The sequence below is a fragment of the Pseudomonas sp. Pseu.R1 genome (assembly GCF_045764065.1).
In the GTDB taxonomy this organism is placed as follows: Bacteria; Pseudomonadota; Gammaproteobacteria; order Pseudomonadales; family Pseudomonadaceae; genus Aquipseudomonas.
The window spans coordinates 2,714,366-2,727,568 of record NZ_JBJGEE020000001.1; the positions used below are offsets into that span (position 1 = coordinate 2,714,366).

Consider the following 13,203-nt stretch of genomic DNA (forward strand, 5'->3'; position numbering starts at 1 on the left):
ACAAATCGGGTCACTCCGAAGCCATGGTTGACCCTCACAATAATTGCCTCCATGACTAAAACATCGGGACTTGACCTTGCCAACGTGGCAAGGTTGATCCTTGCTGGCAATCGCCTTCAAGGAGTGCCCGGAATGTCCAGTCCCGATACCTTCGACCTGCCGATCACCGGCATGACCTGCGCCAGTTGCGCGGGGCGTGTCGAGCGTGCATTGCGCAAAGTACCTGGCGTGAAGAACGCCACGGTCAATCTCGCCAACGAGCGTGCCCACGTCGAAGTGCTGGAACAGATCGACCCCGCTACGCTCATCGCGGCGGTGGATAAAGCGGGTTATGGCGCCAGTCTTGAACAGGACAGCAAAGCGCAGCAGGCCGATCAGCGAAAACGCCACGACAGCGAACGCTGGCACCTGATCCTCGCAATTATCCTCGCTCTGCCGTTGGTGGTCCCCATGCTGCTGCAACCGTTGGGCGTTCACTGGATGCTGCCCGCGTGGGCGCAATTCGTTCTGGCAACACCCGTGCAGTTCTTCCTCGGTGCGCGCTTTTATGTGGCGGCATTCAAGGCCGTAAAAGCGAAAGCCGGGAATATGGATCTGCTCGTCGCATTGGGCACCAGCGCCGGTTACGGCCTGAGCGTTTATCAGTGGCTCGCCGCGCCGTCCGGCAGCATGCCGCACCTGTATTTCGAAGCGTCTGCGGTGGTGATCGCTCTCGTGCTGCTGGGCAAATACCTGGAAAGCAGCGCCAAACGCCAGACCGCCAGCGCGATTCGTGCACTGGAAGCCTTGCGGCCGGAGCGCGCCATTCAGGTCATTGACGGCCAGGAGAAGGACGTCGCTATCAGCGCATTGAACGTGGGCGATCTTGTTCGGGTGAAACCCGGCGAACGCTTTCCGGTGGACGGCGAGGTCATCGAGGGCCAGAGCCATGCCGATGAGGCGCTGATCAGCGGCGAAAGCCTGCCTGTCGCCAAACAGCCCGGTGACAAGGTCACAGGTGGCGCGATAAACGGCGAGGGACGGCTGCTGGTGCGCACGCTGGCGCTGGGGTCTGAAACGGTGTTGGCTCGCATTATCCGGCTGGTCGAAGACGCGCAATCGGCCAAGGCGCCGATCCAGAAGCTGGTCGACAAAGTGAGCCAGGTGTTCGTCCCGGTCGTCCTGCTGCTGGCACTTGCCACGCTGGTTGGCTGGTGGCTGGCGGGTGCGTCGGTCGAAACCGCGCTGATCAACGCGGTCGCCGTGCTGGTCATCGCTTGCCCGTGCGCCCTTGGACTGGCAACACCCACCGCCATCATGGCCGGGACGGGCGTGGCTGCGCGCCACGGCATTCTGATCAAAGACGCCGAAGCCCTGGAACGCGCTCACGAAGTCACCTCCGTGGTGTTCGACAAAACCGGCACGCTCACCTCAGGCACACCGCGCATCGCCCATCTGAGCGCACTGGACGGCGATGACGACACCCTGCTGAAACTGGCCGGAGCGCTGCAACAGGGCAGCGAACACCCGTTAGCCAAGGCCGTATTGGACGTGTGCGCAGAGCGTGGCCTGACGCTGGAAAACATTCACGACAGCCGCTCACTGGCCGGGCGCGGCATAGCGGGATCAGTGCAGGAGCGCGCACTGGCCTTGGGCAATCGCCGCTTGCTGGAAGAAAACGGCCTGTCCTCCGATGCGCTGAGCGAATCCGCCAAAACGTGGGAAGCCGAAGGCCGGACCCTGTCGTGGCTGATCGAACTGAAGCCGGAGCGTCGCGTGCTGGGCCTGTTCGCCTTTGGCGACACGCTCAAACCTGGTGCCACCGAGGCCATCAAGCAACTTGGCGCACGCCAGATCAGCAGCCACCTGCTCACCGGGGACAATCGCGGCAGCGCCTACGCCGTCGCCGATGCGTTGGGCATCACAGACGTTCACGCCGAAGTCCTGCCCGCCGACAAGGCCGCCACCGTGGTCGCCTTGAAGAAAACCGGCGTGATCGCCATGGTGGGCGATGGCATCAACGACGCTCCGGCCCTCGCCGCCGCTGACATCGGGATTGCGATGGGCGGTGGCACCGACGTCGCCATGCACGCCTCGGGCATCACGCTCATGCGCGGCGACCCCCGGTTGATCCCGGCGGCGCTAGACATCAGCCGCAAGACCTACGGCAAAATCCGTCAGAATCTGTTCTGGGCATTCATCTACAACCTGATCGGCATTCCGCTGGCCGCATTCGGTTTACTCAACCCCGTGCTCGCAGGCGCCGCCATGGCACTGTCCAGCGTCAGCGTCGTAAGCAACGCGCTGCTACTCAAGACTTGGAAACCTGACGATCAGGGAGACGCACAATGAACATCGGACAAGCCGCCAAAATCAGCGGGCTGAGCGCCAAGATGATTCGTTACTACGAGTCCATCGGTCTGCTCCATGCTGCCCATCGCACCGACAGTGGCTATCGCCTTTACAGTCGGGATGACCTGCACACATTAGCGTTCATCAAGCGGTCAAGGGATCTGGGATTCTCACTTGAAGAGGTCGGCAAACTGCTGACCCTCTGGCAAGACCGCGACCGGGCGAGCGCCGATGTCAAAGAACTGGCCCGCCAACACATCGATGAGCTTAATCAGAAGATCGCTGAACTGACGGGGCTGCGCGACACGTTGCAAGACCTGGTGGAGCATTGTCAGGGGGATCACCGTCCTGACTGTCCGATTCTCAAGGATCTGGAATCAGGCGGATGTTGTGCACCCACAAAAAACCCGGCATAAGCCGGGCTTCTCATCAGTTCATCACTGCATCCAGGGCGGCGTAGGCTCTTCGGCCTTGCCCGGTGGCGCGTCATCAGCCTGCCGTGCGGCCTGACGCCGTGCCTCATCCCGCTGGGCCGCCTCAATTTCGCGCAACACGCCTTTGACGTCGGCCTGGTTGGTCGGATCGTCGAAATGGCCGGTCAGCACAGTGGCGGGGGACAATGTGCCCGCCTGATAGTGAGACCACATTTCTTTGGCGAACCGGGTTTTCTTCAGTTCAGGGGCGAAACGACCGAAGTAGGCCGCCATGTTGCCAACATCCCGCTCCAGCATGCTGAAGGCATGATTGTTCCCTGCTGCATCGACAGCTTGTGGCAGATCGATGATGACCGGGCCGTCAGGTGACAACAACACGTTGAACTCCGAAAGGTCACCGTGCACCAGTCCGGCACACAGCATGAGCACGATCTGCTGAATCAGAAACGCGTGATATTCCCGGGCCTGATCCGGTTCGAGGGTGACGTCGTTCAGCCGTGGCGCCGCATCGCCGTAGCCGTCCGAGACCATTTCCATCAACAGCACGCCGTCGAGGAAGTCGTAGGGTTTGGGCACCCTGACGCCCGCATTCGCCAACCGGAATAGCGCAGAAACTTCAGCGTTCTGCCACGCGTCCTCGCTTTCCTTGCGTCCGAATTTTGAACCTTTGGCCATGGCGCGCGCCTCGCGGCTACCACGGACCTTACGCCCCTCCTGATATTCCGAGGCCTGCCGGAAACTGCGTTTGTTCGCCTCCTTGTAAACCTTCGCGCAGCGCAGCTCTTTGCCACAGCGCACCACATAAACAGCTGCCTCTTTGCCACTCATCAGCGGGCGCAGCACTTCGTCTACCAGACCGTCTTCGATCAGGGGTTCAATGCGTTTGGGAGTCTTCATCAGCTTTTATTCTGGGTCCTTCGTTGCCAAACACGCGATCGTTGCTCGTTATACGGCAATCCTCTGCCAGCGAGTAGGGGCATGTGGAATGCAGTCATGGATTCAATTGCAGCCCATACGTTCCCTGAATTGAGGCAAGCACCTTTCATGCCGCGGCACAGCATAAACTAGCGAATGGATCACCACAGCGACAGAGTGAAAGCAGATGTACGCGCACCGCCTGCCGCCTTGTTCAAGGCCGGAACAGATCCCCCGGTGTAAAACCGAAGAGCCCCTTGAACGCGGCAATGAACGCAGACGTTGAGTCATACCCACAATTGAGGGCGGTGCTCGTCACGCTGTCGCCCTCTTCCAGCGCGTTGAGCGAGGCGAGCAATCGCGCGCGTTGCCGCCAGCCTCTGAAGCTCAAACCGGTTTCCCGTTGAAACAGGCGCATCAGGGTTTTTTCAGACATGCTCAGGCGTTGCGCCCAGTCGGTGAGCGTGATGTCTTGCCCCGGCTCTTCGACCAGTTCCTGGCACAACATTAACAACCGGGCGTGGCGTGGCAACGGCAAAGAGAAACCGACTTCAGGCAGGCTCGCCAATTGATCGAGCAGCACGCGAACGAGGCGCGCAGGCTGGCTGTCCCCCTCGGGATAATCGACGGGCAGCAGACAAAAGGCTTTGATCAGCTCTCGGGCCAGAGGCGTGACTTCCAGCACCCGACAACGATCCGGCGCCCACAATGAATCTTGAGTCCGCACGTAGAGGCTGCGCATCTCAGCGCGGGTCGAGGTGACGACTTCGTGATCCAGCCCTGCCGGAATCCACACACCCCACTGCGGCGGAGCGAAGAAACTGCCCTGCTCGGTATGGACGCCGAGAACACCGCTGATAGCGTAGGAAAATTGCACCCAGTCGTGACGATGTGTCGGCGTCCACGACCCCGCGCTCAAGCTCTCGGCGCGGGCGTAGAGCGGGCGTGGCAAATCCGCCAACACTGGAATGAGCCGCTCGGTCTGGGGACTGCGGGAGGGGGAATGTCCTTTGCTGGGCATGGGCGCGTCTTTTGTCGTGGAACGGCAGTGTACGTGATCCCATGCTAGCCCGCTTCTGCCGAAGGCGTAGGAGCGTGGCTTGCCCCGGGCCACGCTCCTACGGGCTGACGCCCAGAATCAGCGCTCCAGAATGGCAGTCACGCCCTGCCCACCCGCCGCGCAGATCGAAATCAGCCCTCGGCCCTGCCCCACCACGCTGAGCAATTTGGCAAGGTTGGCAACGATGCGCCCTCCCGTCGCCGCAAACGGATGGCCTGCCGCCAATGAGCTGCCTTTGACATTGAGTTTGCTACGATCAATGGACCCCAGCGGCGCATCGAGCCCCAAACGGGTTTTGCAATATTCGGCATCCTCCCATGCTTTCAGCGTGCACAGCACTTGAGCAGCGAAGGCTTCGTGGATTTCGTAGTAGTCAAAATCCTGCAACGTCAGGCCATTGCGTGCCAGCAAGCGCGGCACAGCGTAGACCGGTGCCATGAGCAAGCCCTCTTCGCCAAGGACGAAATCCACCGCAGCGGCCTCGCCATCGCGCCAGTAGGCCAACACTGGCAAGCCGCGCGCTCGCGCCCACTCCTCACTGGCCAGCAGCACGAGCGAAGCGCCGTCAGTCAGCGGGGTCGAGTTGCCTGCTGTCAGCGTACCTTTGGCGCTGCGTTCATACGCAGGCTTGAGGGACGCGAGCTTTTCCAGGCTGGCGTCGACGCGCAGGTTGTTGTCGCGCGTCAGGCCTCGGAATGGCGTCAGCAGATCGCTGTGCCAGCCCTCGACGTAAGACGCCGCCAGTTTCTGGTGGCTTTCCAGTGCCAATTGGTCCTGAGCGTCGCGTGGAATCTGCCAGGTTTGCGCCATCAACTCGCAATGCTGCCCCATGGAAAGGCCGGTGCGCGGTTCGCCATTGCGCGGCAATTCGGGTTTGAGGTTGCGGGGACGTAGTTGAGTCAGCGCCTTGAGCTTGTCGCCCGTGCTTTTCGCGCGATTGATTTGTAACAGAATCTGCCGCAAATCCTCGTTCACGCCGATGGGTGCGTCGGAGGTCGTATCGACGCCACCTGCAATGCCGCATTCGATCTGGCCCAATGCGATCTTGTTGGCCACCAGCAGCGCCGCTTCCAGTCCGGTGCCGCAGGCTTGTTGCAGATCGTAGGCAGGGGTTTGTGCGGACAAGCGCGAGCCCAGTACACACTCGCGAGTCAGGTTGAAATCCCGGGAATGCTTGAGCACAGCGCCCGCCACGACCTCGCCCATGCGTTGGCCGTGCAGGTTGTAACGCTCGATCAAGCCTTCAAGCGCGGCGGTCAGCATGTCCTGATTGCTGGCGGTGGCGTAGGCGCCGTTGGAGCGGGCGAACGGAATCCGGTTACCGCCGACGATAGCCACGCGACGTGTCTGAGTCATTCAAATCTCTCCTTCTTGCTCCTGCGGGGATTCGGTGTATGCAGCGTAGGACTTTCTTCACCAGCGTGTGGTCCACTGGTTTGAACCCTGACTCAAGGAGCGCGTTCCATGGCATCTGATCGCTACATTGACTTCGCTAACTCAGACATCGGCCGTCGGCTGGTAGGCGCTGTGGGACTGCCTGCTCCGGCGCGTCTGGAACGTTGGCAAGCCGGGCGTCTGCGGCCTGTCGAGGGTGCGCTGCTGTTGAGTGGAGGCCCTGTGGCCGAGCGAGTCAGCAGTTTTGCCCCGCGCATGACCGATTTGCTCTTCAGCTTCGGCAACGAGGTCAGCGGCGCCCACCCATGGACCGCCGAGCAAGGTGCGAAGATCAAAGCCGTGGTGTTCGACGCCAGTATGATTTTGCACACGTCACAACTCGGTCAATTGCGCGAGTTTTTCCAGCCGGTCCTGCGTCAACTGGAACACAGCGCCCACCTCGTGATTCTCGCTCGCGCGCCGGATACGCAAACCGACCCTTTGGAGGCCAGTACGCAGCAAGCCATCGAAGGCTTCAGCCGCTCACTGGCGAAGGAAATGCGCAACGGCGGCACGGTCCAGTTGCTGCAAATCGAAGACGAGGCCGAGGACCAACTGGAAGGCGCATTGCGCTTTTTCCTGTCGCCCAAGAGCGCATTCATTTCCGGGCAGGTGATTCGTCTGAGTGCTTGCGCTGCGAAGGTTCAGGACTGGAGTCGCCCACTGGCCGGGCGCAAGGCGTTGGTCACAGGTGCCGCACGGGGCATCGGCGCTGCGATCGCAGAAACCCTCGCGCGCGATGGCGCCGACGTTGTGCTGCTCGATGTGCCACAGGCCAGGTCCGATCTGGAAGCGCTGGCAGCGCGCCTTGGCGGTCAGGCGCTGATGCTGGACATCTGCGCGCCGGATGCTGCCACGCAATTGATCGAAAAGGTGCCGGGCGGGCTCGACATCGTGGTGCACAACGCGGGCATCACGCGGGACAAGACCCTCGCCAATATGACCGCCGATTTCTGGAACTCAGTGCTCAATGTCAACCTCAACGCGCCGCAAGTGCTGACTCAGTCGCTGATCGACGCGGGTGCTCTGCGGGACAATGGCTGCGTGATCCTGATGGCCTCGATCAGCGGGTTGGCAGGCAATCGCGGGCAAACCAACTACACCACCAGCAAGGCCGGGTTGATTGGGCTGGCACGGGCATTGGCACCGACCTTGAAGGCGCGTGGCATCAGCATCAACGCCGTCGCGCCCGGTTTCATCGAAACCAGCATGACTGCGCACATGCCGTTCGCGCTGCGTGAGGCCGGACGACGCATGAGTTCACTGGGCCAGGGCGGTCTGCCGCAAGATGTCGCCGAAGCCGTTGCGTGGTTGAGTCAGCCCGGCAGCGGCGCAGTGAGCGGCCAAGTGTTGCGCGTGTGCGGGCAAAGCGTCATCGGCGCCTAAAAAACCTGCCACAAGCGGCAGATGAGGAGAGACGTGATGGGAACACACTGGCGCTATCTGGACACCCCACCCGCTCTGCCGGGCCTGTTCATGCAAGCGGCGTTGCGGCGCAAGGTCCACGGCACGCACCTGCCCGATCAGGGGTTGCGCTGTTGGGTGTCGGTGGACCCCGACAAGGTCAAAGCTTTCGCCAACGTCTGCGGCTTTATTCCCGGCAGCCTGCTGCCACCGACCTACCCCCATGTGCTGGCGTTTGCGTTGCAGATGAAGCTGCTGACCGACAAAGACTTCCCCTTTCCACTGCTGGGGCTAGTGCATTTGCAGAACCGCATCAGTATTCGCAGGCCCCTGGGCAGTGTGATCAAGGCTCAGGTCAGCGTCCGCGTGGCCGACCTCAAGCCCCATGCCAAAGGGGCGACGTTCAGCCTGATCACCCAGATCGATGACGCCTTGGGCCTGCTTTGGGAGGAAGAGAGCACCATGCTGTGTCGGGGTGTGCAGATCGCAGGTGAACCCGATGGGACGTATGAACCGGCGCCCTTGCCCATGAGCGAGCTGGCCACCTGGTACGCGCCATCGGACATCGGCCGTCAGTACGCCAAGGTCAGCGGCGACTACAACCCGATTCATTTGAGCGCCAGCAGCGCTAAATTGTTTGGTTTCCCGACCGCCATCGCCCATGGGATGTGGATAAAAAGCCGTGCATTGGCGGCGCTGGACGATCATTTGCCCGCCTCGAATGTGGATATCTCGGTGACGTTTCAAAAGCCGGTGCGCTTGCCCGGCGAAGTGACGTTGTCAGCCAGCACGGCGGGGTCTCATGGGCAATTGAGGCTGGAGGGCAAGGAAGGGATCGTGCACATGGTGGGGAGTTGGCAGCCTACAGGGGAGTAACGCCGACGACAGATTTTGCACACGACGCGTTATCTGTAGCAGTCCGGCTTGCCGGCGGTGGCGTCCTCAAAGCCGCTACCGTCGGCAAACCGGACTGCTACAGGGGTTTGCACCGTTCTGAATTTACACCGACTTCACTTGATTCCTCCCCTCATCCCCCTGAAGCTACGCACCTTCAGGAGACCCGCCCCATGAACCTCGACGAACTCATCCAGCGCCTGCACCACATCCGCGATACCAACGATTGGCGGCCATTTCACAGCCCCAAGAATCTGGCCATGGCCGCGAGTGTGGAGATGGCCGAATTGGTGGAGATTTTCCAGTGGAAAACCGAGGACCAGTCCCGTCAATTACCGGCGGATGAACTGGCCCATGCGGGTCAGGAAGTGGGCGACATCGTTCTCTATCTGCTGCTGATGTGCAGCGAACTGGGTCTGGACATGAACGAAGTGGTCCGCGCCAAGCTGGCGGACAGCGAGCGGCGTTTTCTGAAATGAGTGATCGTCACTTCGACCAATTGGCGACGCGCTTTGCCGAAAAAATCTATGGCGGCGCGAAGGGCGCGATTCGTCTGGCGGTTTTGCAGGCGGACCTGAACGAAAGCCTGCCGGATCGCCCCTTGCGCGTACTGGACATCGGCGCAGGGCTGGGCCACATGTCGCTCTGGCTGGCGCAGCAGGGCCACGATGTCACACTGGCCGAGCCTGCCGAGCCGATGTTCGAAGGGGCACGTCAGCGCTTTTCAGATGCCGGACAGACAGCAACGTTCATTCAGGCGCCATGGCAGGATCTGCCAAATCTGCTGAACGAACCCTACGACCTGGTGATCTGCCACGCCGTGCTGGAATGGCTGGCCGAGCCTTTCACGATCCTGCCGGTGCTGCGCCAATTGACCGCCGCCGAGGGCTGGTTGTCTCTGGCGTTTTACAACCGTGACGCACTGATTTATCGCAATCTGCTCAAGGGCCATTTCCGCAAAATGCGCCGTAACACGCTGGCCGGTGAAAAACAGAGCCTGACGCCGCAAGAACCCCTTGATCCGCGCGAATTAGCGGCGCAACTTGAAGGTCTGTGGCGAGTCGAAACCCAGAGTGGCGTTCGGGTGTTCCACGATTACATGCCGGTGGAATTCCAGACCAAGGCCGATCTGGCGGACTTGCTGGAAATGGAACTGGCCCATCGGCGCCACCCGAGTTTCGCCGGACTGGGACGTTATCTGCACTGGATGTGCCGACCCGTTTGAGGCTTTCTGCGGAGACCACTATGAAACGCCGTCTCGCTTCGCTCACACTGTTCTCGACCCTGGCACTGGCTGCCTGTCAGAGCCAGAACCCTTACACCGCCGTTTCCGCCGCGATCCCGCCTGCCCCGCCGCAAGCGGCCAATGCCATCGACATGAGCGCCTACCCGGCCGCACCAAGAGATTATGGGCGTTATCGCAACTGGACCTGGCTCAACGGCCAGTTGCCACCGGGCACCCAGTGGGCGGATTCAGCACAGGTGGCGGAGGCGGTGAGCAACGGCCTGGATCAGCGCGGCCTGCGCCCTTCGCAGAACCCGCAGGCGGCAGACTTGCGGGTCGCGGCTGACACCCGTATCGAAACCCGTCTGCGCCAGGTGCGCGACGATTATTACGATCCGTACTATGGCGGTGCCGGGGTGGGCTACTACAAAGGCTATCGTCACGGTTACGGCGGATACGCCACCGTACCGGTGGTGCGAACCTACCAAGAGCAAGTGGTCGTGGTGAACATCAGTCTGTTCGATGCCCGCAGCGGCCAACCCGTGTGGAGCGCCAGTGCCGAGACCGGCAGTGGCGGCGATCAGTCCGATCGCGCCAAAGCGTTGCGTCAGGCCGTGCAGCGCGCTTTGGCCGCCTATCCCCCTGCGTAACCTGTTACGCGCTTCTGGAGAACCATCATGCTCCGCTGTATCGCTGTCGTGTGTGTTGCCCTGCTGCTCGCCGCCTGCCAGACCGATCGCGTCAATCGCGATTTCGACGCACAGCGCGACTTCGGCGGGTACAGAACCTGGGCCTGGAAAGAACCGGGCCTGCAATATCAACCCAATGACCCACGCATCAAAAGTGACCTGACCGAACAACGCATTCGCCAGTCGGTCAGCGAACAACTCGACCAAAGGGGTTTGCGCATGGCGGCGCCCGGCGCCAAGGCCGATGTGCAGGTGCAGGCCTGGCTGATCGTTGAAAACCGCCAGCAAATGGTCACCACCAACTACGGCGGTGGCGGCTATTGGGGCAACCCGTGGGGCGGTTACTGGGGCGGCCCGATTGGCACCGAAACGCGTAACGTCGATTACAAGGTCTCGACGCTGCAAATCGACATGCTCGACGGCAAGGACGGCAAACTCGTCTGGCGCGGCAGTACCGAACAGGTCGTGAACGACGGCAGCGCCAACCCGGCTGCACGAGAACTGGCTTTGCGTCAGACCGTGCAGAAAATCCTGCAGCAGTATCCGCCGCATTGATGGATAGCAGACCGATACATAATTGTCGGTCTGCCCGATACCCTGTGGGAGACAACCGATCGCGTCGGTGCCGTGCTGACGCGCGGCAAACACAGGACCCTGTGGGAGCGAATTCATTCGCGAAGCGGAGTGTCAGGCGACGTTGATGCTATGGCTGCCGACGTCTTCGCGAATGAATTCGCTCCCACAGGGAACCGGGACCCCATCAACAGGCCCGCGTAACATCTTTCTCCCGGCACGCTCCCCGCGCCCCAACTACACTCCAACCTCGGGTGAGTAGCGATGGCGTAGCCGAAGGAGTGCTGGATGTCTCCCCTGAAATCTCCCTGCGCGCGCCGGGGCCGGCAGCGTGGTGCCATAGGACTGCTGGCCGCGCTGACCATGGCCCTGGCGCTGTTGTGTACGCTAGTAGTGGTCGACAGCGGTCGGTTGTTCATGGAAAAACGCACCCTGCAACGGGTCGCCGACATGGCCGCACTGGAAGCGGCGAGCCTGAACGGCGTCTGCACCGGCAGTAACACCGCCAGCACCTACGCCACTCAGAGCGCCACCCGCAACAGCTTCACCGTCACAGACAACACACGTACCCTCACTACCCGCTGCGGCACGCTCAGCACAGGTTCGAACGGCCTTCGCACCTTCACGGTCGATGCAACCAAAACCGATGCGATTCAAGTGGTGGTCAGCCATACCGTATCACGCAGCATCGCGGCAGGCATTGGCGCGATGTTCGACACCAACCCCACACCCTCCGACATCCAATTGACCGCCGTGGCCGTGGCGACCCCGGCCTTGCCGCCGCTCGCGCAGTTGACGATCAACAGCTCGCTAGCGACCGTGGACAGCACGCAAGCCGGGTTGCTCAACACGTTGTGGGGCGGGTTGCTCGGCGGCACGCTCAACATCTCGGCGGCGGGCTGGAACGGACTGGCCAACGCCAACATCAACCTGCTCAGTTACCTGAATCAACTGGCGATCGACGTCAACGCCCAGGCCGGCAACTACACCTCACTGCTGGCCACCAACATCTCCGTCAAACAACTGCTTACGACGGCTGCCACCGTGCTGCCGCAAAACAATTCCGCCGTTCAGACAGCGATCAGCGGCCTGCTCAGCGTCAGCACCATTGCCAGCGGCACGACGATCAAACTGCAAGACCTGCTGAACCTGCAAACCGGCCTGCCATCCTCCGCTCTCAATGCCAACCTGAACGTGTTTGGGTTGTTGCAGGGCTTCGTTCAAGTGGCCAACAGCAACAGCGGGGCCTACGCCACGATCCCCGCCAACGTGTTGGGGCTGGTGGGGTTGAGCACCAAGGTGAAAATCGTCGAACCCTCTCAACTGTCCGCCGCCGGGGATCCGCGACTGGCGACCGCCAACAGCAGCGACCCCAATCAGATTTACGTGCGCACCGCGCAGGTGCGCACATTGACGAGCGTGGATTTGAGTTCGCTCAGCCCGGTGCTCAATATCGTCAGCGGATCACTCAACACCCTGCTCTCGCTGCTCAGTGCAGACGTCCAGATCGCACCGGCGCCGCTGTCGCTGGACATCAGCCTGGAGGCCGCCAGCGCCAGTAGCCATGTGACCGGCTATAGCTGCGCGTCCGACGCCACCAAAACACTGGCAGCCGACACCAATACAGCGCTGGTCAAACTCAAGGTCGGCAAAATCGACAGCAGCACGTGGAGTTCTTCGGTGGCTGATCTTCCGGCGCCGCAGGAGTTGGTGCTGCTGAATATTAGGACAGGCAACCCGAGGGTCGATTACGGGGGCGGCGGCGTGGGTTTGTTGGTCAACCTGCCGGTCGCAGCGAACAGGGCAACGCTGAATTTCGCTCAGCCTGCCGAAATCGGCGCCACCCCGTCGCCCGTACTGTCACTCAATGGCGACCCGAACATCGTGACCAGCCTGGGCAACAGCCTGAGCAACCCGGTCGTGCTGCACTCGGCCACCAACGCAGGCTTGCTCGGCCTGGTGATCAACGCCGTGACCTCGCTCGTGAATGGCTTGGTCAGCACCGTCACGTCAATCGTCAGTGGCCTGATCGGCCCATTGCTGGACCCGTTGCTGAACCTGGTGCTGAAAAACCTCGGCGTGAACATCGCTAACGTCAACGTGGCTGCCAACCTCAGTTGCCACCCGGCGCAGGCGGTGTTGGTGATTTGAATGCGCGCCCTCCCCCGCAGGAGCGCGCTTGCCCGCGACCCCGGACGATCGCGGGCAAGCCTCGCTCATACGCCCTTCGGGCAGAAACAGGTC

General features: G+C 61.6%; 12 protein-coding genes. 9 read left to right on the forward strand and 3 right to left on the reverse strand.

The window, feature by feature from the left end:
- Positions 1-132 precede the first annotated feature (132 nt).
- Positions 133-2,331 carry a heavy metal translocating P-type ATPase gene (locus ACI5GA_RS12555; RefSeq protein WP_421422905.1) on the forward strand — a complete coding sequence of 733 codons (2,199 nt, stop codon included), beginning with the start codon at positions 133-135 and terminating at the stop codon, positions 2,329-2,331.
- Positions 2,328-2,747, forward strand: a complete 420-nt coding sequence (gene cueR / locus ACI5GA_RS12560; RefSeq protein WP_404634004.1) for a Cu(I)-responsive transcriptional regulator — start codon at positions 2,328-2,330, stop codon at positions 2,745-2,747. Before ACI5GA_RS12555 ends, cueR begins: the two co-directional genes overlap by 4 nt.
- Positions 2,748-2,768: 21 nt before the next feature.
- Here the strand turns inward: cueR and ACI5GA_RS12565 are convergent, their stop codons facing one another.
- The 3 genes from ACI5GA_RS12565 to ACI5GA_RS12575 form a co-directional block, all read right to left on the reverse strand.
- Complete coding sequence (locus ACI5GA_RS12565) at positions 2,769-3,662, reverse strand: PA4780 family RIO1-like protein kinase (protein WP_404634006.1); 894 nt, start codon at positions 3,660-3,662, stop codon at positions 2,769-2,771.
- A gap of 232 nt (positions 3,663-3,894) precedes the next feature.
- Entirely contained in the window at positions 3,895-4,701 is an 807-nt protein-coding gene (locus tag ACI5GA_RS12570) for an AraC family transcriptional regulator (RefSeq protein ID WP_404634008.1), read from the reverse strand.
- A 117-nt stretch (positions 4,702-4,818) separates the two neighbouring features.
- Positions 4,819-6,096 (reverse strand): acetyl-CoA C-acetyltransferase, encoded by a 1,278-nt coding sequence (locus ACI5GA_RS12575; RefSeq protein WP_421422906.1) that lies wholly within the window; start codon positions 6,094-6,096, stop codon positions 4,819-4,821.
- 108 nt (positions 6,097-6,204) lie between these two features.
- Between ACI5GA_RS12575 and ACI5GA_RS12580 the strand changes: the two genes are divergently transcribed.
- The 7 genes from ACI5GA_RS12580 (at position 6,205) to ACI5GA_RS12610 (ending at position 13,110) form a co-directional block, all read left to right on the forward strand.
- Positions 6,205-7,560, forward strand: coding sequence for a 3-oxoacyl-ACP reductase (locus ACI5GA_RS12580; RefSeq protein ID WP_421422907.1), 1,356 nt, complete (start codon positions 6,205-6,207; stop codon positions 7,558-7,560).
- 36 nt (positions 7,561-7,596) lie between these two features.
- Complete coding sequence (locus ACI5GA_RS12585; protein ID WP_421422908.1) at positions 7,597-8,454, forward strand: MaoC/PaaZ C-terminal domain-containing protein; 858 nt, start codon at positions 7,597-7,599, stop codon at positions 8,452-8,454.
- 191 nt (positions 8,455-8,645) lie between these two features.
- A complete protein-coding gene (locus ACI5GA_RS12590) occupies positions 8,646-8,951 on the forward strand; it encodes a nucleotide pyrophosphohydrolase (protein ID WP_421422909.1) in 306 nt (101 codons plus the stop codon).
- Positions 8,948-9,697, forward strand: coding sequence for a methyltransferase domain-containing protein (locus ACI5GA_RS12595; RefSeq protein ID WP_404634018.1), 750 nt, complete (start codon positions 8,948-8,950; stop codon positions 9,695-9,697). The genes ACI5GA_RS12590 and ACI5GA_RS12595 overlap by 4 nt, the downstream gene beginning before the upstream one ends.
- 20 nt (positions 9,698-9,717) lie before the next feature.
- Positions 9,718-10,347, forward strand: coding sequence for a DUF4136 domain-containing protein (locus ACI5GA_RS12600; protein ID WP_421422910.1), 630 nt, complete (start codon positions 9,718-9,720; stop codon positions 10,345-10,347).
- A gap of 27 nt (positions 10,348-10,374) precedes the next feature.
- Complete coding sequence (locus ACI5GA_RS12605; protein WP_404634022.1) at positions 10,375-10,941, forward strand: DUF4136 domain-containing protein; 567 nt, start codon at positions 10,375-10,377, stop codon at positions 10,939-10,941.
- Between the two features lie 306 nt (positions 10,942-11,247).
- Entirely contained in the window at positions 11,248-13,110 is a 1,863-nt protein-coding gene (locus tag ACI5GA_RS12610; protein WP_421422911.1) for a TadG family pilus assembly protein, read from the forward strand.
- The last annotated feature ends 93 nt before the right edge of the window (positions 13,111-13,203 follow it).